The sequence below is a fragment of the Rhodococcus baikonurensis genome, assembly GCF_040489275.1.
In the GTDB taxonomy this organism is placed as follows: domain Bacteria; phylum Actinomycetota; class Actinomycetes; order Mycobacteriales; family Mycobacteriaceae; genus Rhodococcus_F; species Rhodococcus_F baikonurensis.
Genome location: NZ_JBEUOQ010000006.1, coordinates 164,493 through 187,660 on the forward strand (window position 1 = coordinate 164,493; position 23,168 = coordinate 187,660).

Sequence of the window (23,168 nt, forward strand, 5' to 3'; positions counted from 1 at the left end):
GGGAGTTTGGGTGCACGCACAAGAGGGAACCGCCGGTGGTCCCGTCACGGACGGGCCTACGGGCGGCGCTGAGGGCGCGCAACCGCCGAAGTCGAAGGCGGGCAGGAACCTACCTGCCGCCATCGGCGTCGGAGCCGGTCTCGGCGCCCTGGTCATCGGCACTTTGATCTTCCTGCCCCCGGGGTGGATCGCCGTCGTCGCGGTTGCGATGTTCATCGCGACGTGGGAGGTCACCACGCGACTCCGAGAAGCCGACATCGAGGTGCCGCGAATTCCGCTGCTCGTCGGCGGACAAGCCACGATCTGGCTCGGCTGGCCGTGGGGACCTGTCGGGGTGCTCAGCGGATTCACCGCGACCGTCCTGGTGTGCATGGTGTGGCGGTTGTTCGACCACGGGCTCAAGGCAACCCCGAAGAACTTCCTGAGAGACACCTCCATCACGGTGTTCGTTCTGGCATGGATCCCGCTGTTGGCGTCCTTCGGTGCGTTGATGGTGCTCGAAGACGACGGCCCGGGTCGCGTCTTCGTCCTGATGATCGGTGTCGTGTGCTCCGACATCGGTGGTTACGCGGCCGGCGTCCTGTTCGGAAAGCATCCGATGGTTCCGGCGGTCAGCCCGAAGAAGTCATGGGAAGGATTCGTCGGGTCCCTCATTTTCTGTGTCATCGGCAGCTTGTTGTCGGTGACGTTGATCCTCGACGCGAACTCGATGATCGGCGTCCTGCTCGGTGTCGTCCTGGTGGTAGTCGCGACGGTCGGCGACCTGATCGAATCGCAGATCAAGCGTGAACTCGGCATCAAGGACATGGGAACCCTGCTTCCCGGACACGGCGGAATCATGGATCGCCTGGATTCACTCCTGCCGTCGGCATTTGTGACTTGGCTGATTCTGTACGCACTCGTCTGATTTCTCGTGCGTGATTTCTTCTCCGGCCGGTCCAAGCCGATCCCCAGTCCGAACATCTGGCATTGGCCGGACGTCTACGAGGTCGAGAACCGCGCGCAGGACGTCGACGGGTCCATCTGGGCCGCGATGCGAGCCCGGATCGACTGGTCCGGACGTGACGTCGTCGACGTCGGCTGTGGGGCAGGGTTTCATCTACCGGAGTTCGCTAGTACCGCGCGTCGTGTCGTCGGAGTGGAGCCGCACGCACCGCTGGTGAAGGCCGCGCGGGAACGAACCCGCGATTCGGCGTCGATCGACATAGTCCATGGCTCGGCAGAGTCCACAGGTCTGGTCGATGCTTCAGTCGACCTCGTCCACGCCCGAACGGCGTATTTCTTCGGCAAAGGCTGCGGTCCGGGAATTCGCGAGGCCATGCGCATCTTGAGGCCTGGGGGAGCCCTGCTCATCGTGGACCTCGATGTGAGCGCCGGTCCGTACGGAGAGTGGATGAGGGCGGATCTGCCCAAATACGATCCCGCGGCAGTCGAAGCCTTCTTCGACGCTCAGGGATTCTCGCTCACCCGTGTCGAGGCCCGTTGGGAGTTCGAGAATCGAGACGATTTGCGGCGAGTACTCGGTATCGAATTCACCGAGAAGACCGCCGAGCGTGCATTCGCACAAGTGACGGGTCTGGCCTTTTCGGTGGGGTACCGGATCCACGTCCGATACAAACCACGCTCACTCGAACTTGCGTGAAGCAAGGCTTGAAAAGACGAACGTCAGGCGCTCCGACTTGAGCGCCTGACGTTTTCTGGACCGATTCAGTTCGAAAAAAATCAGTGATCGGTGGGGATGTGGAACAGGGTGGCGAGCTTGTGGATCTTCTTCGCCTTGGCGAGCTTGGGCAGGTCACTGCCATCGCGTACGCGTGAGCCGTCTTCGCCGAGATCGTCGATGACGTTCTGAGCCCAGATGGCGTCGGCAACGGACGGGCTCAGGCCCGCGTTGACGGGGGCGGTCTGTGCGGTGGTCATGCAGAGCTTGCCTGCCATCCCGAGTGACAACGTGATCGCACAGTCTCGGGCGAGCAGATCCAGATCGGGTCCGAGTGTGGGGCCGTCGATCGGCGGAGCGATGCGTGCCGCGCGGCTGGCGATGGTGAGCCGCGAACGCGGGTACGACATCGAGGTGGGCGAGTCGTCCATCCCGGTGTCGCGCCGGAAATCGCCACTGCCGAATGCCAGACGGAAGATTCCGTCGGTGCGTGCGATCTCGGGGGCAGCTTCGAGTCCCACAGCGGATTCGACGAGGGCAAGAATCTTGGTGCCCTCGGGTAGTCGCTCGGCAGTGGCGTCGGCCTGCTGTCCGCTTTCGGTCTTTGCGAGCATGACACCCTCGAGTCCGGGGAGGCCCGCGAGTGCGGCGAGATCCTCTTCCCAGAACGGTGTCGTGGCGTCGTTGATCCGAACCCAGGCGTGATTGTGCTCGCCCAGAAATGCGGCGACATCGCGGCGGGCGGCCGGTTTGTTGGGTGCGGTGACGGCATCCTCGAGGTCGAGAATGACGGCGTCGGCCGCACTCGCGAGGGCGGCGTCGAAGGTGTCCGGTTTGGACGCGGGGACGAGGAGCCAGGATCTTGCCTGCTGCGGGGCAATTCGCGAGGTCACAGGTCTCTCCATGTGAGTAGTCACATCAGGGCCTTTCCGGTGATTTCCACGACATCAATGATGCCTGGTGGCCCATCGATCGACCCAATTGCGTAACTAGATTTCAGTCACATTTGCCGCTTCGCTGCGCGCCGGATCTGAATGATGCGAACGCCGCCGGCCAATGCCATGATCAGCGCGCCTGCGATAGCGGAAAGCAGGATCGTGATTCCGAGCGGAAAGTCGATCTGCCAGGCCAGGATCTTGACGGAGACGCTCTCGAGATTCTGCAGGATGAACACCAGCAGCAAGATCAGCACGATTGCGCCTATGACCAGGCCAACCCAGGTTGTCGCAGCTCTGGTTCGGTCGGTGACCGCCGTTCCGGTCGGCGTAGGTTCCGGCGCCGGCGTCGGTTCTGGATCGTGTTTTTCGACGGCCTTGTCCTCGCCCACCTTCGGAAGTTCCGGGTCGGGACCGAAACCGTCGGCGGGGCCGTACACGGGGGAGTTCGACGGATCCTCTGGTGTGGTTGACATGACATGATCATCACGCAACCTGCGCGAAGTTGCACGGGTAATCCGGCCACAATCGGGTGGCAGTGGGGTAGCACCCCAAAACAATGGGACAATGGTGTAACTATGGCTGCCTCTCTTCCCCTCGTTTTCACTGCACCCAAGCGCGGAATGCCTCCACGGCACCTCGCCGATCTCGATTCCGCCGAGCGCAAAGAAGCGGTGAAAGAGCTCGGCCTACCGGCTTTCCGGGCCGATCAGCTGGCGCGTCAGTACTACGCGCGGCTCGAAGCCGATCCGGAGAAGATGACCGATCTCCCCGCATCGGTGCGCGAGAAGGTGGGGGAGTCGCTCTTCCCGACTCTGTTGACGCCGATCAAGCATCTCGCGTGCGATTCGGGCGACACTCGCAAAACCCTGTGGAAGGCGCATGACGGAACGCTGCTCGAAAGCGTCCTGATGCGGTATCCCGATCGAGCGACACTCTGCATCTCGAGTCAGGCAGGCTGTGGAATGGCCTGCCCGTTCTGTGCGACGGGTCAGGGCGGCCTCGACCGCAACCTCTCGACTGCCGAGATCGTGGATCAGGTACGCGAGGCAGCGGCCGCCATGCGCGACGGTGAAGTTGCCGGCGGTCCTGGCCGCTTGTCGAACGTCGTGTTCATGGGCATGGGTGAGCCCTTGGCGAACTACAAGCGCGTAGTGGCAGCGGTACGACGCATCACGTCACCTGCACCGGACGGACTGGGCCTGTCTCAGCGGTCCGTGACCGTCTCGACCGTCGGGCTTGCCCCGGCGATCCGCAAGCTCGCTGACGAAGGCCTGAGCGTCACGTTGGCGGTGTCGCTGCACACGCCGGACGACGAACTGCGCGACACCCTTGTCCCGGTCAACAATCGCTGGTCAGTGTCGGAGGTACTTCAGGCTGCCCGGTACTACGCGGACAAGACCGGTCGCCGTGTCTCCATCGAGTACGCGATGATCAAGAACGTCAACGATCAGCCGTGGCGCGCGGACATGCTGGGCAAGAAGCTGAAGAAGGCGCTCGGCGGTTTGGTGCACGTCAACTTGATTCCGCTCAACCCGACTCCGGGCAGCGAGTGGGACGCGAGCCCCAAGGACGTCGAGCGTGAGTTCGTGCGTCGGGTCATCGCTCAGGGAGTCTCGTGCACGGTGCGCGATACGCGCGGTCAGGAAATCGCCGCAGCCTGTGGTCAGTTGGCCACGGAGAACTGAAACGCTCCAGGCCTGAAACACGTAAAGAGAAGGCCTCCACGAACTTTCGTTCGTGGAGGCCTTCTCTATGTCAGGTCTCTAGCGCGGGCGGCGACGAATGACGATGTCGCGGACCAGAATGAAGATCATCAATCCGGCGGTGCCGATGAGCCACAGATCCTCGACCTTGCCGTGATGGTTTCCGATCATCATCAGAAGCAGGAATATTGCGAAGAACCATCCGAGGAAACGGAAAAACTTGAGTCCTTCACCACTCCACCCCCATGCGGCAGAGGGAACCTCGGCCTCATCGACGTGCGAGACCACGACGGGGGCGCTGGACTTGACGTCCAACTGGGTATCGGCCACGGTCGATCCTCCTGCTCATTCGGTTGCACTACTGCCCAATATGGTGACATACGACTGCCTGTCGTACGTAGTTGGGCGTCGATAAGGTTGTTCTCAGGTGTTATCAGGAACAATGGGCGAGTGCAGGAAACCACACGTACCCGCGTCCTCCTCCTCGGCAGTACCGGTTCGATCGGTACCCAAGCGCTGGAGGTCATCGCCGCCAACCCCGATCGTTTCGAAGTAGTGGGACTCGCGGCGGGTGGCAACAATGTCGAGTTGTTGGCCGAACAGATTCGCGCAACAGGCGTCACCGACGTCGCCGTTGCCGATCCTGCGGCGGCATCGGCGCTGGAATCGGTCACCGCCCGTTCGGGACCGAGCGCCGTGACGGAACTGGTTCGGGACAGTGGTGCCGACGTTGTCCTCAATGCGCTCGTCGGTTCGTTGGGACTCGAGCCGACGCTGGCTGCTTTGAACTCGGGGGCGCGTCTGGCGCTGGCGAACAAGGAATCGCTTGTGGCGGGCGGAGCGCTGGTGACCAAGGCTGCCGCGCCCGGTCAGATCGTGCCGGTCGACTCCGAGCATTCCGCGCTGGCTCAGTGCCTGCGTGGCGGATCGGCCGGCGAGGTGGCTCGCTTGGTCCTCACCGCTTCGGGTGGGCCATTCCGCGGCTGGAGTGCCGAGGATCTCGAAAGTGTGAACCCGGCACAGGCAAAAGCGCACCCCACCTGGTCGATGGGACCCATGAACACTCTCAACTCGGCAACTCTGGTCAACAAGGGCCTCGAGTTGATCGAGACGAACTTGCTGTTCGGGATCGACTACGACCGGATCGACGTCACCGTCCATCCTCAGTCGATCGTGCATTCCATGGTGACCTTCTTCGACGGATCGACGCTGGCACAGGCAAGCCCGCCGGACATGAAGCTGCCGATCGCGCTCGCTCTCGGCTGGCCGGACCGTATCGAAGGCGCGGCGTCGGCATGCGACTTCACCACCGCCTCCACCTGGGAATTCGAGCCGCTCGATTCGTCTGTGTTCCCCGCCGTCGATCTGGCGCGAAGCGCGGGCAAATCCGGAGGTTGCTTCACCGCGATCTACAACGCGGCCAACGAAGTGGCAGCCCAGGCATTCCTCGACGGTGTCATTTCCTTCCCGGCAATCGTCCGCACGGTGGCCGCTGTTCTCGACGATGCAGGTCAATGGTCCGCGGAACCGGTTACCGTGGACGACGTTCTGGCCGCAGACGGCTGGGCACGCACACGAGCGCGTCAGCTCGTGAAGCAGGAGGGCTAGAGCTTTCATGGTTTTTGCACTGGGCGTAGTGCTGTTTGCCCTCGGCATCGGCGTGTCCATCGCCCTGCACGAAGCCGGCCACATGTGGACGGCCAAGGCTTTGGGAATGAAGGTTCGCCGCTACTACATCGGCTTCGGACCGAAGATCTTCTCGTTCCGTCGAGGTGAGACCGAGTACGGACTCAAGGCGCTGCCGCTCGGTGGATTCTGCGACATCGCCGGCATGACGGCCCTCGACGAGATGACGCCCGAAGAAGAGCCGCACGCGATGTACAAGAAGGCGGCGTGGAAGCGCGTCGTCGTCATGTCCGGTGGTATCGCGATGAACTTCATTCTCGGGTTCCTCCTGATCTACGCATTGCTCCTCGGTTGGGGTCGAACTGAGCCCGCTCAGCCAGTGGTCCAAGAGGTCACGTGTGTAGCCCCCGATCAGCTGGGCCAGGACGGCAACTTCGAGCTGACAGAGTGCTCGGGTGGAGGCCCCGCAGGAGATGCGGGCCTGAAATCGGGGGATCGGATCACCGCAGTCGATGGAAAGTCGACGAGCACCTTCCCCGAGGTGGCAGCTGCTATTCGAGGTGTGGATGGCCCGATCGTGTTGTCGGTTGATCGCGACGGAGAGGCGTTGTCGATCACGGTCGTCCCCGAACGAGTCCAGCGATATGTGAACTCGGCCAGTGGCGTTCCCGTGAAGCAGGAAGTATCCGCTGTCGGAATCGGTGGTCCGGGCTCGGCGTTGGTCGAGTACAACGCGTTCACGGCTGTGCCGGCAGCCTTCGACTACACCGGACAGATCATGGTCGACTCGGTGAAGGCGCTGGCTGACATTCCGTCGAAGGTGGGGGCTCTGTGGGAGTCGGTCACCGGCGGCGAGCGGGCTCAGGACACACCGATCAGCGTGGTCGGTGCCAGCGTGATCGGCGGCGAGGCCGCTGATCGAGCCGAGTGGCCGATGTTCGTCGGATTGCTCGCGTCGATCAACTTCTTCCTCGGTGTTTTCAACATCCTGCCGCTGTTGCCGCTCGACGGCGGGCACATCGCGGTCGTCTTCTACGAGAAGATCCGCGATTGGTTCCGCGCACGCCGCGGCCTGATTCCGGGCGGCCCGGTCGACTACACGAGACTCCTTCCGATTACTTACGTATTCATCGTGATCGGTGGCGCGTTCATGTTGCTGACACTCACGGCTGACATCGTCAATCCGATCAAGATCTTCTGACCGTGTGAGAAGGGCGACGGTTGCCGCGCGGTAGTGCGGCGATCGCCCGGCTAAACTTGCAGTGAAGCTATGAAAGAAGGCACAGACGTGACCATCCCTATCGGACTGGGAATGCCCTCGGCACCCGCAGCGATTCTTGCTCCTCGACGCAAGACACGGCAGCTGCAGGTCGGCACGGTAGGTGTGGGCAGCGATTTCCCCATCTCGGTGCAGTCCATGTGCACCACGAAGACGCATGACGTCAACGCAACGCTCCAGCAGATCGCCGAACTGACCGCGTCCGGTTGCGACATCGTCCGTGTCGCCTGCCCGCGTCAGGAAGACGCGGACGCGTTGTCGATCATTGCCAAGAAGAGCCAGATCCCGGTTATCGCGGATATCCACTTCCAGCCGCGCTACATTTTCGCGGCAATCGAGGCGGGATGCGCTGCGGTGCGCGTCAATCCGGGCAACATCAAGGAATTCGACGGCCGCGTCAAAGAGGTAGCCAAGGCTGCCGGTGACGCGGGCATTCCGATCCGCATCGGCGTCAATGCGGGATCGCTCGATCCTCGGTTGATGGAGAAGTACGGCAAGGCGACGCCCGAAGCGTTGGTCGAGTCCGCGCTGTGGGAAGCCGGGCTGTTCGAAGAGCATGGCTTCGGTGACATCAAAATCTCGGTCAAGCACAACGATCCGGTGATCATGGTCGAGGCTTACCGCCAACTCGCTGCCAAGTGCGATTACCCGCTGCACCTCGGCGTCACCGAGGCGGGCCCTGCGTTTCAGGGCACGATCAAGTCCGCGGTCGCCTTCGGTGCGCTGCTCGCGGAGGGTATCGGCGACACCATCCGCGTATCGCTCTCTGCCCCGCCGGCCGAGGAAATCAAGGTCGGCAACCAGATTCTGCAGTCGCTGAACCTGCGTCCGCGCAAGCTCGAGATCGTGTCGTGCCCCTCGTGTGGCCGTGCACAGGTCGACGTCTACACACTGGCCGACGAGGTCTCTGCCGGCCTCGAGGGTATGGAGATTCCGCTTCGCGTGGCAGTCATGGGCTGCGTCGTGAACGGGCCGGGTGAAGCGCGTGAGGCGGACCTCGGAGTGGCGTCCGGCAACGGCAAGGGCCAGATCTTCGTCAAGGGCAAGGTCATCAAGACGGTGCCCGAGGCTCAGATCGTCGAGACGCTGATCGAAGAGGCGATGAAAATTGCCGAAAGCATGGAGGGTGACGCTTCGGAGGGTGCACCGGTCGTCACCGTGAGTTGAGTGATTGCCGGATGAATCTTCCCCGTCGGTGTCAGGTTCGTGGCAATCTGAGTGCATCATGATCGGGTAGTGATATTCGTGGACGCGCAGTCGAGTCGAGGGGGTTGACGGATGCTCAAACTCCTCGGAGCCAAGCAGGTCGGAAGTCGAGATCTCGAGGACGTCCGGGCGGTACTCGACGCCGATCCGGTGGCGGCCTGCATGATTGCCGCGCGTGTCGAAGAATGCGGCGTCGATCCGCGAATGATTCACGGCGAGCTGTGGAGTCGAGGCGGGCCGTTGTCTTCCCTGTGCTTTGCCGGGGCGAATTTGGTTCCGCTTCGGGGCGAGCCGGATGACATTCGGGCATTCGCTGACCGTGCCTGCCGGATTCCGCGTATGTGCTCGTCGGTAGTCGGACGCGCCGAGTTGGCGTTGCCGCTATGGGAGATGCTCGAGCTCGATTGGGGAACTGCGCGGGAGGTCCGCCCCGAACAACCTTTGCTCGCGGTATCCGAGCCGTTGGCGTGTCCGTCCGATCCGCTGGTCCGGCAGGTTCGTTCGGACGAACTCGAGATCTATCTTCCTGCCGCGATCGCAATGTTCATCGAAGAGGTCGGCGTCGATCCACGTGCCAACGACGGTGGGCGCGGGTACCGACATCGTGTCGCAAGTCTGATCGCCGCCGGGCGAGCGTGGGCGCATATCGATGACGGTCAGGTCGTGTTCAAGGCCGAGGTCGGTTCGATGTCTGCGCGCTGTGGCCAGATTCAGGGTGTGTGGGTCAATCCCGAGTTTCGGGGACAAGGCTTCGGCGTGACCGGTACAGCGGCTGTAGCGGAGTCGATCATGGCGACCGGTCGCATTGCGAGCCTGTACGTCAACAGCTTCAATACGATTGCGCGGTCGACCTATTCGCGCGTGGGGTTCCGGCAGGTCGCGACCTTTTCGACGGTGCTGCTCGACTGAGCGTCCAAGTTGCAGGCAATGGTCGCGCCTACGCTGGGTGGAGCATTTGTCGCCCTACTATGGGGCTCGATGAACACTCGGCATTTCTCTCGTAGTCGCTCGGCCCAACTGTTGGCCTCCTGCACCGTGATTTTCATGGCGGTGGGGATCAGTTCGTGTACTCCGAAACCCGCCGGTCCCGAGCCCGTCGCGCAGCAGTTCCTGAGTGCGTTCGGTGACAGGGACATCGACGAGGCAGCGAAACTGACGGACCGGCCTGATTCCGCGGGTCCTGTATTGAGTGACACCTGGGATGCGCTCCAGGCGGAGTCGATGACTGCCGAGACCACCTCGGTGAAGATGAACGGTGATACCGCGACGGTCGGCTACACCTACGAGTGGCACCTTCCGAAAGACCGCGTCTGGACGTACGACGGCGAGCTTCAGATGGGACGCAAGGACGGCGACTGGTCCGTCCGGTGGAGTTCGACGGACGTTCATCCGCGTCTCGGTGACAAGCAGACGATGTCGTTGCGGGCAACCGCAGCGCCGCGAGCGCGGGTCAACGAGCATTCGGGGACCGATGTTCTGGTGCCGGGAATCGTCTACCGAGTGAAGTTCGATCGCTCCAAGAGCAACGACATCATCGGTTCCGCAAACAGTCTCGCAAGTGTTCTCGGTCGGTTCGATTCGTCGCTGACGGGTCAGTCGATCGCCGAATCCTCGACGGCCGTCAAGGGCGACTATCTGGTGACCCGGCTGCGCAGTGACGACTACGACCAGGTTTCGGCACAACTGGGAGCCATCTCGGGAGTATCTGTCTCGGACGAATCGGATCTCGTCTCGACGGACCCGGAGTTCGCGCCTGACCTACTCGGGCAGATCAAGAAGACGATCATCGACGAGGTTGACGGTAAAGCCGGCTGGAGTGTCGTCACGGTCAACCAGAACGGCGTCGACACCGACGTGCTGACCGAGACTGCGCCGCAACCTGTTCCGTCGTTCAGTATCAGTCTGGACCGTAACATCCAGATCGCTGCGCAGCGCGCGGTGAACGTGAACAAGGACCAGGCGATGATGGTGGTCATCGAACCGTCGAGTGGGGCCATTCTGGCCGTTGCACAGAACAAGGCGGCGGACCGTGACGGACCGGTCGCGACGATGGGTCAGTACCCACCGGGTTCGACGTTCAAGATCATCACGGCGGGTGCGGCGATTTCGACCGGTCAGGCAACCCCCGACACGATGGTGCCGTGCCCGGGCCGGATCGAGATCGGTGAGCGCAGCGTCCCCAACTACAACGAGTTCTCGCTCGGCACAGTGCCGATGGCAACGGCCTTCGCGCGTTCGTGCAATACGTCCTTCGCCAAGCTGGCCAGCGAGATGCAACCGGACACGTTGACCACTGCCGCAGCGCAGTTCGGTATCGGCCAGGACTACAACGTGGTGGGATTGCCGATCGATTCGGGTTCGGTGCCGCCGGCGTCGGATCTGGTCCAGCGGACGGAAGACGGGTTCGGTCAAGGCAAGGTCGTGGTCAGTCCGTTCGGAATGGCGATGGCAGCCGCGACGGTCGCGAACGGGTCGACTCCGGTGCCGCAACTGATTTCGGGGCGCGAAACCACCATCGACGGCGAGCGCCCGGCGATCACGCCGGCCATGGTCGACGGTCTGCGCGGAATGATGCGACTCGTGGTCACCAGCGGTACTGCCGAACGCGTCGAAGATCAGGGTGAGGTGTACGGCAAGACCGGTGAAGCCGAGGTCGAAGGGGGATCGCATGCGTGGTTCGTCGGCTATCGAGGCAACCTTGCCTTCGCGACTCTGGTTGTGCGGGGCGGAAGTTCGGACAACGCCGTCGCAGTCACCCGCGACATGCTCACCGCCTTGCCGGAAGGCTACTGACTCGTCAGGGGAGCAGTCCCAACCTGCGGGCGGTCACCACAGCTTCGTGGCGTGAGCTCGCGTCCAGCTTGCCCATCGCGCTACGCAGGTAGCTCTTCACGGTTTCCGGGCGGAGGGAAAGCCTTTGGCCGGCTTCGATGTTGGTGCAGCCGAGTGCGACTTGCGAGAGAACATCCACTTCACGTGGGGTGAGCGTGACGTCGGATTCGGCGTCGACGGTAGGCCGCAGCAGGTTGGCCAACCGCTGGGAGAGTCCGCGGAGTTTGGTCTGTAAGTCGGTGTCTGTGACGGTCTGGGCGACACTGCGTAGTTCGGCGTGGACTCCGCGGATCTCTTCCGAAGACATACCGTCGGCGGTGGTCGCGGCGGCGGCCTGCAGTAGTTGCAGGCGACGGTCGACTTCGTCGCGGATGGCGAACTCCATCCCGAGGCGCCGGGATGCGCTGACCATGACGTCTGCTGTGCGGTCACCCAACGGAGCGGAATCACGGATCGCGGCGTAGAGGACAGCGCGCGATTTGCCGGACACCATGACCGGAACGGCGATGATCGAATGCAGGCCCTCGCTGAGAACAGGCCGGTCGAAGTGATGAGTGATGGACTGCGAATTGCCGTAATCGTTGACGGTGATCGGTGAACCCTGGGCGACGACGCGTCCGCCCATGCCCGAGCGCGGCGGGATGGCCAAGCCCTTGAGGTTGTTGGTGCGGGTGCCGACGAATTCGCTCAGGTGCAGGGTTCCGTCCTGGACCTCGCCTCCGAACAGCACGGGAACAACGCCCTGAGCTGCAATTGTTCGGAGTTCACCTCGCATAGCGTCCCCGTCGCGGGGACGCAGAAGTGACGAAGCATGTCGGTTCACGCAGGTACCCCTTTCTGGGGGTAGTGAAGTTCTCTTGTGAGCTAGATCATAGGGGGTGAACAGTACGTATGACGAGCCGCCAACGTAACCGGTCGGGCCAACCATACGACGATCGATAAGGAGCAAGTTGATGAGCACCGATCCCACCGCACGGGTGCGCGAGCTGCTGGACCAGTACGACACCCCGCATGCCAGCGCCGCAGAATTGCTCTGCGATCGGCATCCCGCGGATGGCGTTGCATTCACCATCGTCGAGGCAGACCTTAGCTCGGTGGACCTCACTTACGGTCATCTACGTGAGCAGTCCGCGCGTTTCGCGGCAGCTCTGGCCGACCTCGGAGTCGAGCCGGGTGACAACGTCGCGACGTTGATGGGCAAGTCTGCGGACCTCGTGGTCGCGCTCCTCGGAATCTGGCGCCGCGGCGCGGTCCACGTGCCGTTGTTCACGGCGTTCGCCTCGCCGGCCATCGCCTTCCGTTTGACGGCCAGCGGCGCGAAGGTGGTCATTTCCGACGCCAATCAGCTCGAGAAGCTCGCGCCGGGTGAGGACATTCCCGCCGACGCAGCGTGGCAGGTCGTCGTCGCGGGCGGTGCGGCCGGTGACGAGTTGGACTTCGACGCACTTGTCGCAGCTCAGGATGCCGAAGACCCGAAGGGCGCTGCTCAGGCAGTCGGAGGCAACGCACCGATGGTGCAGTTGTTCACCAGTGGCACCACGGGAACACCCAAGGGCGTTCCCGTTCCGGTGCGCGCGCTCGCGTCGTTCCACGCCTACCAGGAGTTCGGCCTCGACGTCCGCGACGACGACGTGTTCTGGAACGCCGCAGACCCGGGCTGGGCGTACGGGCTGTACTACGCGTTGCTCGGCCCGCTTGCCGCCGGCACGCGAAGCATTCTGCTGCACGCCGGCTTCTCCGCGCCTCTGACGTGGCAGATCATCGAGAAGTTCGGTGTCACCAATTTTGCCGCCGCTCCGACCGTGTACCGCAGTCTGCGCGCCGACAAGGCGCCCGTTCCGGAAGGCATCTCGCTGCGCCGTGCGTCCTCGGCCGGTGAGCCCCTGACCCCGGATGTTGTTGCGTGGTCCAAGAACTCGTTGGGCGTCGAAGTCCGTGATCACTACGGCCAGACCGAGCACGGCATGTTCATCGTCAACGCCTGGGCCGACGGTCTCCGCGAAGACGTACGCCCGGGATCGATGGGTCGTCCGTTGCCGGGTTGGTCTGCCGCTGTGCTGGAAGACAATTCGGATGACATCGCGCCGGCTCGCACTCAGGGACGCGTTGCGATCGATACGCACAACAGCCCGTTGATGTGGTTTACCGGGTATGTCGATGCGCCCGAGAAGACGAAGCAGCGATTCAGCGAAGACGGTCGCTGGTACATCACCGGTGACGCCGGAATGACGGACGAGGACGGATTCTTCTTCTTCTCCTCGCGCGACGACGACGTCATCATCATGGCGGGCTACCGCATCGGCCCCTTCGACGTCGAGAGCGTGCTGGTCATGCACGAACACGTCATCGAGGCCGCCGTCGTGGGTATGCCCGACGAGTTGCGCGGCGAGGTCCTCGAGGCGTTCGTCGTTCTCCGCGAAGGCGTCGACGGCGACGACGAACTCGAGAAGGAACTGCAAACCCTGGTGAAGAAGAAGTTCGCCGCGCACGCGTACCCGCGCACCGTGCATTTTGTTCCGAACCTGCCCAAGACCCCGAGCGGCAAGGTTCAGCGGTACATCTTGCGGAAGGGATAAACCCCCTGCTGTGCGCCTTTATTAACCGCGGGCGGTTAATAAAGGCGCACAGCAAGGTCAGCGCCGCCGGATTCTGCCGACCACCATGAGGGCGACCAGGGTGACTGCAAGCAGCAGTGTCGTATTTGCTGCCGCGAGAAATACCTGGCCGCGGTCGGTGAGTCCGAAGATGCTGACCGGCAGAGTCTTCCAGGTCGCCGGATAGACCATTACGGTAGCGCCCAGCTCGCCCATCGACAGTGCGATGGAAAGCCCGGCGGCCGCACCCAACGCTGGGAGCAGCAGCGGTAGCGTCACCCCCGTCAGGACCCGCACGGGCCCGGCGCCGAGTGATTCGGCAGCTTGACGGTAGGCGGGATCGAGCCGTTCGAGCGCGGCCGATACGGAACTGAAGGCGAAGGCAAGCACCAAAACCGTGTGAGCGAGAATCACGATCCACTTGGTGCCGCCGAGCAGCAGCGGGCGCTCGTTGAAGGTGATCAGCAGCCCCAATCCGATCGCCACCGAGGGAACTGCAATCGGCAGGTGGAACACGGCGTCGGTGATGCGCCGCAGCCACATCGGCGCCTCACGAGCAGCCAGCGCGGCCCAGGTTCCGACGATCAGAGCTAGCGCGCCCGAGATGAACGCAGTCTGCAAGCTGACGGTCAGGCTGGCGAAGTTCTCGTCGGACAGCGCCGTGGAGAAGTTCTTTCCACCGAGATTCGACGGAAGTGGCCCCGTCCACGATCCGGCCAAGGCAGCCGCGACGACGGTGGCGATCGGCGCGACGAAGACAACCGCGACGACGAGGGCGAAGAATCCGAGTACTAGAGCCCTAGAGCTTCGGGTCCACAGCAGCACGGCTGCCTCCCATCAATCTGTTGAACGTGAATCGGTAGAGGCAGTACAAGCCGAGCGAGAGTGCGACTTGAACCGTCGCGATCACTGCCGCTCCCGGCAAGTCGAAGGTGACGATGCCACGGGTGTAGATGAGGACCGGAAGGGTTACGACGTCTTTTGCTCCGGTGAAGAGCACGATGCCGAATTCGTTGAGCGTCATCAGAAGGACGAGTGAACCACCGGCCAGCAGGGCGGGCCACGCTTCCGGCATCACCACCTGTCGCAGAACTCGGACAGGAGACGCGCCGAGACTGGCTGCAACGTCGAGCTGTTCACGCGGAATCTGGGTGAACGCGGCCAGTAGCGGTCGGACGACAAACGGCGTGAAGAAGGTGATCTCGGCCGCGATGACTCCGAACGGCGTGTTGAGGAAATTGAACGGACCGCTCGCGTCGCCGGTGATGCGGATGATCAACGCGTTGACGGCGCCGGCCGTGCCGTAGAGAAAGGTGAACGCCAGCGTGATCAGGAACGACGGCAGGGCGAGCACTGTGTCGATCAATCGGCCAACCACCTTGGATCCGGCAAACGGAACGAAGGCAAGCACCAAGGCGAGGAAGGTGCCCAGCACCAGGCAGCCCAGCGTCGACGCCACGGCGATTTGGATGGTCCGCCAGAGTGCGGTTCGGAACAGTTCCGAACCGAGTACGGAGGACCACGTGGACAACCCGGTGCCGCTCTCGGTGCTCAGCGATTCCGTGAGGACACGCGCGGTGGGATAGACGGCAAACACGAGGACGAGAAGCAGTGGCGGTAGCGCCCACCCGATCCGGCGCCACGGGATCGGGTATTTGTGCTGGGGCACAGCGGTTTCGGGGCGTTCCAAGGTGGTCGTCATGGGTGGCGATCCGCGGGAACCAGAACGCTGCCGTCCGTGGGCAAGACGACGCCCACTTCTGTGTCGACCGGTCGCTCGTCGTGCCCTGGAACATCTGCGTCGACGCGGACGTCGTCGAGACCCTGGACAGCCAGTGTCAGACGCGTCGTGGAACCGCGCCAGACGCTCGAGACGATATGTGCCGGGAATGATCCTCGCGCGCCGACGTCGGTTACGCCCACCGCGTGTGGACGAACACACAGGTAGGCGTCCATGTCGGACTCCCATTCGATGTGCCCGATCTCGGGCTGCGGGGCGTGAGCAGTGAACGGCGTGCCACCGATCGAGACCAGTGCGGAGGTGCCGATGACGCGTGTGACGGTGCAGGGCAGCAGGTTGGCACCCCCGAGGAAGGCCGCGGTGAAGCTGGACGGTGGACGCTTCCACAAGGCCTCAGCGGTGTCGATGTCCGCGAGTCTGGCGTTGCGCATCACTGCGATTCGGTCTGCGAGCGCCAGGGCTTCACTCTGATCGTGCGTCACGTAGAGCATGGCGGTGTCAGGTAGTGCTGCGCGCAGTCTCGCCAGTTCGCCGAGCATGCTCTCGCGAAGTTGAGCATCCAGGGCGGCCAACGGTTCGTCGAGGAGGAGTACTCCTGGGCGAATCGCCAATGCTCGGGCAATGGCGATTCGCTGCTGTTGACCGCCGGAAAGTTCACGGGGAAGGCGCTTTCCGTACGCCGACATCCCGACCATGTCGAGGGCTTCGGCTACGCGAGGGCCGATCTCCGACCGCGGCACGCGATGGGCTCGGAGTCCGAAGGCTACGTTCTCGGAAACTCGCATGTGCGGGAAGAGGGCGTACGACTGAACGACGACGCCGATACCGCGCTGTGCGGGAGGCAGATTGGTGATGTCTCGGGTGCCGAGCTTGACGGAACCGGACGTGGGGCGAACAAATCCCGCGAGGGCCTTCAGCGCGGTCGACTTCCCGGATCCACTGGGCCCCAGCAGTGCCACAGTTTCACCCGGTGCCACTCGCAGATTGAAATCGACGAGGGCATGGGTTGCGGTCTTTCCACGGCCGTAGGCGACGTTCACGCGATCGAAAGTGATTGCCGGAGCAGAATGTTCGATCGCTCCGTGAACACCGACGGTCTCGGGGAGCGTCCGCCCCAGTCTGGTTCTTGCCATGATCAGCTCCCGGTGGCTTTCTGGTAAGCGGCGATGTCGGCGTCGAGCGAGCTGAGGACGTCGTTCCAGTTCGGGGTCCAGACGTCGACGCCCTGCAGAACTCCGGAAGGCGTGTTCGTGTCGGTCGATTCACCGGCACTGCTTCGGACGTCCTCACGGACCGATACGCCGAGTGCATCGGTGGCGACGGTCTTCTGGGATTCTTCGGAGAGCAGGAACTCCATCAACTTCTTGGCTTGTTCGCTGCTCGGTGCGCTCTTGGCGAGGCCCATCACGTAGGGCAGTGCAATGGTGGTGCGAGTGCCGTCGGCTCCCGCGGGGAAGAAGATGTCGAACTTCGATCCGTCGTCGGCGATGGACGCGAGGTTCATCTGGACGTCACCGTTGGCGACCAGGAGTTCTCCGTTGCTGACCTTGGGCTGGAGTTTTCCGGTGGAGGACGAGGGTCCGACGTTGTTGGCCTGGAGCTTTCCGAGGTAGTCGAGGGCGCCTTCCTTGCCCATCAGATGCTGGAGCAGCAACAACACCGCGGTACCGTCGCCGGCCTGCCCGGGCGTGGAGTACTGCAACTTGCCCTTGAACTGATCGGTGAGCAGGTCGTCCCAAGATTGTGGAGCGGGTGATGCAGTCGGATTGGCGATGAACGAGAGGTAATTCTCGACGACGGGTACGTACTTGCCGGCGTCGTCCTTCTCGTCGGCAGGAACGGCGGAGGTGTCGATTCCGCTGGGCTCGAGCAGACCTTGGGCGTCGGCCTTCTGGATGAACGGCGGCAGCGTGATGATCACGTCTGCCTGTGGGTTGGACTGCTCCTTCTCGACGCGGGAGACAACCTCGCCGGATCCAGCTTCGACCAGGTTGACGGCGATACCGGTCTGCGCGGTGAAGGCGTCGAATCTTCCCTTGTACCAACCGGACAGGCCGTCGGCGCTGTAGACGGTGACGGTCTCGGTATCTGATCCGGCGGCAGTGCCGGTGCCACCGCAGGCGGTGGTGAACGAAAGGACGGACACGGCGAGAGCGGCCGCAGCGATGCTCGGGCGTAGACGCATGACGATTCCTTTTTCGGAGGTGAGATCAGGAGTGGGTGAGGAGTTCGGCGAACTCCGTCACGGACGGGACGATGTGGGTGGCACCGGCTTCGCGAAGTTGCCGTTCGTCGTGAGCGCCGCTCAGAGTGCCGGCAACGATCGATGCGCCGGAGCGAATGCCGCTGAGCACGTCGTTGGACGTGTCGCCGAGTACGGCGATCTGGTGGACGTCGTCGATCGAAAGTTTGAGCAGGGCAGTCAGAACCAGGTCCGGGTACGGTCGACCGCGACCGGCCTCGGCGGGGGAGAGGGTGAGATCGGCGAGGGATTCCCAGCCGAGCGCGACGAGGAGTTTGTCCTGCGTCGATCGGCTGAACCCGGTGGTCAAGGCAACTTTGATGCCGGCCTCGCGCAGTGTGGTGATCGCCTTCTCCGCGCCGGGGATCGGCTCGGCCAGGCCCTGGTCGATGAGGGAATCGTAAGTGGTTTCGAAGGCGGCGTTCGCGGCTTGGGCACGGGATTCGTCCCCGAAGATCGCCCGGAACACGACGATCTTCGACTGGCCCATCGTGTCGAGGACGTATCGGCGAGCGGCGTCGGCTTCGGTGCCTTGGGCCGGCAGTCCGCCGGCTTCGGCAGCGGCGGCGAACGCGCGAAGCACCAGTCCGTCGTCGGCGACGGTGGTGCCGGCCATGTCGAGAACGGCAAGGGTGATGGGAGACATGAGAAGTCTTTCTTGTCGGAAGGATTCAGAGACCGAGCTGGTCGGCGGTGTGTTCCGCCAGTGCCGGGCCGAGCGTCATGCCGCGGCCACCGGGACCGGCAACCACCCAGACGTTGTCGGCGGCTTGTGCGCGGTGAACAAGTTGTGAGGGGTCGAGGCACTGGCTGTAGACGCCCGCCCATCGCTTGACGATGGGCGGAAGATCTCGTCCCAGAAGTGTTTCCACGACTCCGGACAGATGGCGATAGGGCGCCTCGTCGACGTCGAAGTCGAAGGGCTCCTCGTATTCGTGGGTGTCGCCGATGGTCAGGCCGCCGTGCAAGCGCTGCACGCACAGGAGCTGCATGCGGTGCTCCTCGGCAGTCGGTTCCTGCGGCTGCACCGTGCGAAGGTGATCGAGGGCAGATCCGGCGAAACCGGGGTAGTAGCGGAAGCTGTCACCGTCCGCGATTGCGGTGGTGAGCTTTTCGCCGAGTGGGGCTGTCTGCATCATCTGCAGGCGCACACGTCGCAACGGGAGATCGCCGGCGAGATCGCGGGCCAATCCGCCGAGTGTTGCTCCGGGGCAGACGATCACGAGATCGGCGTCGAAGGTGCGACCGTGATCGTCACGGATGTGTACGCCGGAGGTGTTCGTCGTGATCTCGCGGGCTTCCGTTCCGGCGTGGAAGGTGTAACGGCCGGTGGATTCGAGGTAAGAACGGATGGCGGGGAGCGCTTGCCGTGACTCGACAGCGGCGTCCAGGGTGCAGTGCAGTCCGCCGAGATACTTGCCCCGGAGCGCGGGGTTGACGACGCGAACGGCGTCGGGATCGAGAAGTGCGAACCCTCGGTTGTCGGCGTCCGGCCGAGCGAATGCTTCCTGCGCGACCGCGACCTCCTCCTCGGTGCGCATGAGGGTGATGGAGCCGGCCGGGCGGTATCCGACGCCGGGGACACGGGCGGCTAGGTTCGCCCACAGCTCGCGCGAACGCAGCGCGGCTTCCAGTTCGTTGGGAGCTCGCCCGGATACCCAGACCAATCCGAAGTTCCGTACCGTTGCACCGCGGGCTTCGGGCTCGCGTTCGAGATGGATGACATCGTGTCCCCGGCGGATTGCCTCGTCGGCGTGCGCCGTTCCGAGGATTCCTCCGCCCACAATCAAAATTCGCATGTAGAGATAGTGACGTTTGGTCTAGACCAATAGGGGGAATAGAGACGAACTCCAGGTTAACAATTGGTATAGACCGAATTCTTGTACGCTTGCGCCATGAATCAGCAGACGTCCACCGGGCCGGGGACCTCGAGCGTCGTGATCGAACCGGAGCTGAAGTACTACCGGGTGCGCACCGAGATCGAGACCATTCTCAGTGGGCTCGAGGAGGGCGACGCAGTCCCGTCCGAGCGGGAATTGGCGGCACGGTTCACTGTCGCTCGCGAGACGGTCCGTCAAGCGCTTCGTGATCTGCTTGTCGAAGGACGGATCGAGCGGCGGGGGCGGGGCACTGTCGTCGCGAGTCCGAAGTTGGTTCAGCCTCTCTCGATTCGTTCGTATACCGAAGGCGCGCTGAGTGCTGGGCGAGTGCCCAGTCGTAAGGTTGTGACGTTCGAACGAATGTCAGCCGACGACGGTCTCGCCACGGAGTTGGGTATCGAGTTGGGCGACAGCGTCGTTCATCTCGAGCGTGTCCTCTTCGCCGACGGTGAGAAGATCGGACTCGAGTCAACCTTCCTGCCGGACAGCAGGTTCGGTGAGATGCTCGACGCTTTCGACGCGACGACATCGCTCTACGCGGCCATTCGCTCGATCGGCGTGATCTTCGCCTCCGCAACCGAACGGATCGAGACGGTACTTGCCTCACCGCGGGAGGCAACCCTCGTCGAGTCCACCACCTCGATGCCGATGCTTCTACTGCACCGCACGTCTGTCGACCCGGATGGTGTGCCGATCGAGCGGGTTCGCTCGCTTTACCGCGGCGACCGCATTGCCTTCTTGACGACGTTGCGGGAGTGATTGCGGTGGGCGATGCAGGCGACATCACGCTCGCGAGTTACGAAGCCGGTGCGAATCTGTATGCGGCGAGACCGTATGTCATGGGGGAGGCGATGGCCTGGTACCTCGCCCGGATCGCCAAGCTGGTGGACGGAGGGACGATTCTGGAACTCGGCAGTGGCCCCGGCCGTGATGCCGAGTACCTCGAATCTTTCGGAGTCTCGGTGACGCGTACTGACGGCGCACTCGCCTTCGTGGAAATGATGAGGGCAGAGGGCTTTACAGCTGAAGTCCTCGACATTCGAACTGGGCAGTTCAATGGAACGTACGATGCCGTGGTGGCAAATGCGGTTCTGCTTCATTTGCGACGCGACGAGTTCGAATTCGTCGCGAGAAAGTCGCGAGGTGTAGTCGGGACAGAGGGAATATTCGCATTCACGGTCAAGAAGGGCGACGGAACCAGTTGGAGCAAAGCGAAACTGGGTTTGCCGCGCCACTTCACATTTTGGCAGGAGGGCCAACTTCGTCAGGTGCTCGGCACATGCGGGTGGGAAACTTTGTCAATCGACAGCGTGGTCGGTCCCACTGCCGATTGGTTGCATGTCATTGCAAGGGCGAACTGACAATCAGGCAGCGGTTCCGGTCACGCGTGTGAGTTGAACATGTCCAGGAGCCCCTGGGGTGCGTTCTCGCCGAAGCACATGTCCAGACCGTCAGCCGACTGTTGTGCCGATGCGGCGCTGCGTGGGAAGAGTCGTTCCTCGTAGGCAGCAAGTCCTTCCTCCGTGCCGCTATGTGACGCGATCGCCTCGCCGAGTTCGGCGCCGTCGAGCATTGCCAGGTTTGCGCCTTCTCCGGCAAACGGCGACATGACGTGCGCTGCGTCCCCGAGCAATGTGACGCCTGGAGTACGGCTCCAACTGTGCCCGATGGGAAGGGCATGGATGGGGCGAGGAGTCAGCGTGCTGTCCGCTTCGACGATCAGTGAACGCAGCGACTCGTCCCAGTCCGAGAAGTGTTCCAGCAGAATCTTCTTCGCGATGTGATCGTCGGAGAAGTCGACACTCGCCGCCCAGTTCTCGGGAACTCGCAGGGCGGCATAGACGTGCAGACTGTTGTCGGTCTCACGGTGGGCAAGGAAGCCTTTGTCGGCGCTGAGCGCGAACATCATTCCGCCACCGATTGTTTCGGCGGCATTCGCGTGTTGGTTGTCGGCGTCGTGAAGGTCGAACTCAACGAAAGATATCCCGGTATAGGCAGGAGTGGCGTTCGAAGCCAGAGGGCGAATTTTCGACCACGCGCCGTCGGCGCCGACCAGGAGATCGGAGGTGAAGTGGGTGCCATCGGCGAGGTGGACCTCGTGTCGACCGTCCGGCAACGGATGTGCACTGCGGGCCTTGGCTCCCCAGTGGATTGTTTCTTGTGGAAGTGAGCTGAGCAGTAGGTCACGCAGCTGACCTCGGTCGATTTCCGGGCGGTCACCGTCTCCGGTGTCCTGCTCGCTCAGGTGCACGACGGCATTTCGATCGAGGACGCGTGTCTCTTCACCGCCTTGATGAACGAGGGCGCGGAACTCGTCGTACAGGCCGGCGGCACGAAGCGCGATCTGGCCCGAGTCATCGTGGATGTCGAGCATGCCGCCTTGGGTCCGCGCTGTTGGTCCGGATTCGAGATCGAATACCGCCGAATCGATTCCGTGGAGATGGAGGACTCGGGCGAGGGTGAGGCCGCCGAGGCCGGCACCGATGATTGCGATGGGATAGTGATTCATGGTGGATTCCTAAGAAGTGAGTGGGGTGTTCTCGATGCCCGTGATGAGCGTGCGAAATCCCCAGGACAGACGTGCGGTGGGTTCACCGGCGAGTAGTGCTGTTGCATGGCCTGAGACGAGGGGGTGCGTCTGCGGGTTTGCGTTCCGGATTGCGTCGGTCAACGCGCTCCATTGGGCATCCGAGTCGGCGGAATTGTTCGGCGCCGAGTGTTCGGCAGCTGTGGACGTCGCATACTGCAGCAGCAAGTCCACGCCCCACGCTGCTTGACCCGAAGGGACTTCGCCTTCGTCGAGTAATGCCAGCAGGCGCTCGAGCAGGCGTACGTAGTGAACTCCGCTGGGCCGGGAAACGAGTGCCGACTGGGCGAGACCGGGATGATCGAACAGTATGGCCGTGTAGGACGTCAAGACCTGTTCGAGGCGGGTTTGCCAAGTGCCGGAAGAATTTTCGGCGAGATCCACGGCTCCGAGTAGTTCGTCGAGAACCGCGGCATGCAGCTCGACAGTATTGCGCACGTACACGTACAGCGACGCCGGGCCGGTGTCGAGTTCGAGGGCGAGTCGACGCATCGTCAACTTCTGCAACCCCTCCGACCGCAAGATTTGCACCGCGGTACCGACGATGCCCTCGCGTGTCAGAGCGGGTTTGGCCGGACGATTGCGACGGCTCGACGGACCTGTTGGCTGAGTGGGCATGACTCCACCGTACACGAACATGTTCGTAACGAACATGTTCGTTGGGTCACGCACTGAACATCCAGCGCTATACAGAGCTGTATCGAGCGTGGCGGGCTACATGCCCGTGCCGCCGGAAAGCATCGCGATCGTCAGTAGGATGCCGCCGACGATCCCCGCGAGCGGGCTGTCGCTGTTGAGTAGCCAGTCGTTCAAGGATCCCATGAGCGCCTCTTTCGGGTTTCGATCTGTCGACGGTCGAGCTTATCGACAGATCGAGCCC

At 63.0% G+C, this 23,168-nt stretch carries 23 protein-coding genes; 11 read left to right on the plus strand and 12 right to left on the minus strand.

The features are described from left to right. Nucleotides 1-10 precede the first annotated feature (10 nt). Together ABWI03_RS16295 and ABWI03_RS16300 are read left to right on the plus strand one after the other, a co-directional pair. Nucleotides 11-907 (plus strand): phosphatidate cytidylyltransferase, encoded by an 897-nt coding sequence (locus ABWI03_RS16295; RefSeq protein WP_095970724.1) that lies wholly within the window; start codon nucleotides 11-13, stop codon nucleotides 905-907. Nucleotides 908-913: 6 nt separating this feature from the next. After that, the gene (locus ABWI03_RS16300; protein ID WP_298780240.1) at nucleotides 914-1,642 is read left to right on the plus strand and encodes a class I SAM-dependent methyltransferase; all 729 of its coding nucleotides are present in this window, start codon (nucleotides 914-916) and stop codon (nucleotides 1,640-1,642) included. 80 nt (nucleotides 1,643-1,722) lie between these two features. On the opposite strand, the gene ABWI03_RS16305 is transcribed toward ABWI03_RS16300, so the two are convergent. Beyond that, a complete protein-coding gene (locus ABWI03_RS16305; RefSeq protein ID WP_235172005.1) occupies nucleotides 1,723-2,565 on the minus strand; it encodes an HpcH/HpaI aldolase/citrate lyase family protein in 843 nt (280 codons plus the stop codon). A 95-nt stretch (nucleotides 2,566-2,660) separates the two neighbouring features. Continuing rightward, entirely contained in the window at nucleotides 2,661-3,071 is a 411-nt protein-coding gene (locus ABWI03_RS16310) for a LapA family protein (RefSeq protein WP_172436569.1), read from the minus strand. A 102-nt stretch (nucleotides 3,072-3,173) separates the two neighbouring features. Here ABWI03_RS16310 and rlmN point away from each other — a divergent pair, with 102 nt between their 5' ends. Further along, nucleotides 3,174-4,283: a dual-specificity RNA methyltransferase RlmN gene (gene rlmN / locus ABWI03_RS16315; RefSeq protein ID WP_298780235.1), complete on the plus strand. Its 1,110-nt coding sequence runs from the start codon at nucleotides 3,174-3,176 to the stop codon at nucleotides 4,281-4,283. Nucleotides 4,284-4,361: 78 nt separating this feature from the next. On the opposite strand, the gene ABWI03_RS16320 is transcribed toward rlmN, so the two are convergent. Further along, nucleotides 4,362-4,631 (minus strand): DUF2631 domain-containing protein, encoded by a 270-nt coding sequence (locus tag ABWI03_RS16320; RefSeq protein ID WP_003942762.1) that lies wholly within the window; start codon nucleotides 4,629-4,631, stop codon nucleotides 4,362-4,364. Between the two features lie 120 nt (nucleotides 4,632-4,751). Between ABWI03_RS16320 and dxr the strand changes: the two genes are divergently transcribed. The 5 genes from dxr (at nucleotide 4,752) to ABWI03_RS16345 (ending at nucleotide 11,205) form a co-directional block, all read left to right on the plus strand. Continuing rightward, the gene (dxr, locus tag ABWI03_RS16325; protein ID WP_124566295.1) at nucleotides 4,752-5,909 is read left to right on the plus strand and encodes a 1-deoxy-D-xylulose-5-phosphate reductoisomerase; all 1,158 of its coding nucleotides are present in this window, start codon (nucleotides 4,752-4,754) and stop codon (nucleotides 5,907-5,909) included. A gap of 7 nt (nucleotides 5,910-5,916) precedes the next feature. Continuing rightward, the gene (locus ABWI03_RS16330; protein WP_200315288.1) at nucleotides 5,917-7,128 is read left to right on the plus strand and encodes a M50 family metallopeptidase; all 1,212 of its coding nucleotides are present in this window, start codon (nucleotides 5,917-5,919) and stop codon (nucleotides 7,126-7,128) included. An 87-nt stretch (nucleotides 7,129-7,215) separates the two neighbouring features. After that, nucleotides 7,216-8,373: a flavodoxin-dependent (E)-4-hydroxy-3-methylbut-2-enyl-diphosphate synthase gene (ispG, locus tag ABWI03_RS16335; protein ID WP_095970762.1), complete on the plus strand. Its 1,158-nt coding sequence runs from the start codon at nucleotides 7,216-7,218 to the stop codon at nucleotides 8,371-8,373. A 111-nt stretch (nucleotides 8,374-8,484) separates the two neighbouring features. Beyond that, the gene (locus ABWI03_RS16340; protein ID WP_095970716.1) at nucleotides 8,485-9,321 is read left to right on the plus strand and encodes a GNAT family N-acetyltransferase; all 837 of its coding nucleotides are present in this window, start codon (nucleotides 8,485-8,487) and stop codon (nucleotides 9,319-9,321) included. Nucleotides 9,322-9,390: 69 nt separating this feature from the next. Further along, on the plus strand, nucleotides 9,391-11,205 hold the full coding sequence (locus ABWI03_RS16345) for a penicillin-binding transpeptidase domain-containing protein (protein WP_200315286.1): 1,815 nt from the start codon (nucleotides 9,391-9,393) through the stop codon (nucleotides 11,203-11,205). Between the two features lie 4 nt (nucleotides 11,206-11,209). Here the strand turns inward: ABWI03_RS16345 and ABWI03_RS16350 are convergent, their stop codons facing one another. Then, nucleotides 11,210-12,019, minus strand: a complete 810-nt coding sequence (locus tag ABWI03_RS16350; RefSeq protein ID WP_298780551.1) for a LuxR C-terminal-related transcriptional regulator — start codon at nucleotides 12,017-12,019, stop codon at nucleotides 11,210-11,212. 178 nt (nucleotides 12,020-12,197) lie between these two features. Between ABWI03_RS16350 and ABWI03_RS16355 the strand changes: the two genes are divergently transcribed. Beyond that, complete coding sequence (locus tag ABWI03_RS16355) at nucleotides 12,198-13,820, plus strand: AMP-binding protein (protein WP_298780229.1); 1,623 nt, start codon at nucleotides 12,198-12,200, stop codon at nucleotides 13,818-13,820. 57 nt (nucleotides 13,821-13,877) lie between these two features. On the opposite strand, the gene ABWI03_RS16360 is transcribed toward ABWI03_RS16355, so the two are convergent. From ABWI03_RS16360 to ABWI03_RS16385, 6 genes are read right to left on the minus strand one after another with little or no spacing between them, the layout of a single operon-like run. After that, complete coding sequence (locus ABWI03_RS16360; protein ID WP_298780226.1) at nucleotides 13,878-14,663, minus strand: ABC transporter permease; 786 nt, start codon at nucleotides 14,661-14,663, stop codon at nucleotides 13,878-13,880. Next, nucleotides 14,638-15,540: a 2-aminoethylphosphonate ABC transporter permease subunit gene (locus tag ABWI03_RS16365; RefSeq protein WP_298780223.1), complete on the minus strand. Its 903-nt coding sequence runs from the start codon at nucleotides 15,538-15,540 to the stop codon at nucleotides 14,638-14,640. Before ABWI03_RS16365 ends, ABWI03_RS16360 begins: the two co-directional genes overlap by 26 nt. Then, a complete protein-coding gene (locus ABWI03_RS16370; protein ID WP_298780220.1) occupies nucleotides 15,537-16,712 on the minus strand; it encodes an ABC transporter ATP-binding protein in 1,176 nt (391 codons plus the stop codon). The genes ABWI03_RS16365 and ABWI03_RS16370 overlap by 4 nt, the downstream gene beginning before the upstream one ends. A gap of 2 nt (nucleotides 16,713-16,714) precedes the next feature. Next, a complete protein-coding gene (locus tag ABWI03_RS16375) occupies nucleotides 16,715-17,764 on the minus strand; it encodes a 2-aminoethylphosphonate ABC transporter substrate-binding protein (RefSeq protein WP_298780217.1) in 1,050 nt (349 codons plus the stop codon). A gap of 25 nt (nucleotides 17,765-17,789) precedes the next feature. Beyond that, complete coding sequence (locus ABWI03_RS16380; RefSeq protein WP_298780214.1) at nucleotides 17,790-18,467, minus strand: phosphonatase-like hydrolase; 678 nt, start codon at nucleotides 18,465-18,467, stop codon at nucleotides 17,790-17,792. Nucleotides 18,468-18,492: 25 nt separating this feature from the next. Then, the gene (locus tag ABWI03_RS16385; RefSeq protein ID WP_298780211.1) at nucleotides 18,493-19,620 is read right to left on the minus strand and encodes a TIGR03364 family FAD-dependent oxidoreductase; all 1,128 of its coding nucleotides are present in this window, start codon (nucleotides 19,618-19,620) and stop codon (nucleotides 18,493-18,495) included. 96 nt (nucleotides 19,621-19,716) lie between these two features. Between ABWI03_RS16385 and ABWI03_RS16390 the strand changes: the two genes are divergently transcribed. Next, complete coding sequence (locus ABWI03_RS16390) at nucleotides 19,717-20,460, plus strand: GntR family transcriptional regulator (protein ID WP_298780206.1); 744 nt, start codon at nucleotides 19,717-19,719, stop codon at nucleotides 20,458-20,460. Nucleotides 20,461-20,465: 5 nt separating this feature from the next. Next, a complete protein-coding gene (locus ABWI03_RS16395; protein ID WP_134771729.1) occupies nucleotides 20,466-21,062 on the plus strand; it encodes a class I SAM-dependent methyltransferase in 597 nt (198 codons plus the stop codon). A 20-nt stretch (nucleotides 21,063-21,082) separates the two neighbouring features. On the opposite strand, the gene ABWI03_RS16400 is transcribed toward ABWI03_RS16395, so the two are convergent. Both ABWI03_RS16400 and ABWI03_RS16405 read right to left on the minus strand, forming a co-directional pair. Next, nucleotides 21,083-22,210 carry an FAD-dependent oxidoreductase gene (locus ABWI03_RS16400; protein ID WP_298780194.1) on the minus strand — a complete coding sequence of 376 codons (1,128 nt, stop codon included), beginning with the start codon at nucleotides 22,208-22,210 and terminating at the stop codon, nucleotides 21,083-21,085. Between the two features lie 9 nt (nucleotides 22,211-22,219). Next, entirely contained in the window at nucleotides 22,220-22,906 is a 687-nt protein-coding gene (locus tag ABWI03_RS16405; RefSeq protein WP_298780191.1) for a TetR/AcrR family transcriptional regulator C-terminal domain-containing protein, read from the minus strand. Between the last annotated feature and the right edge of the window lie 262 nt (nucleotides 22,907-23,168).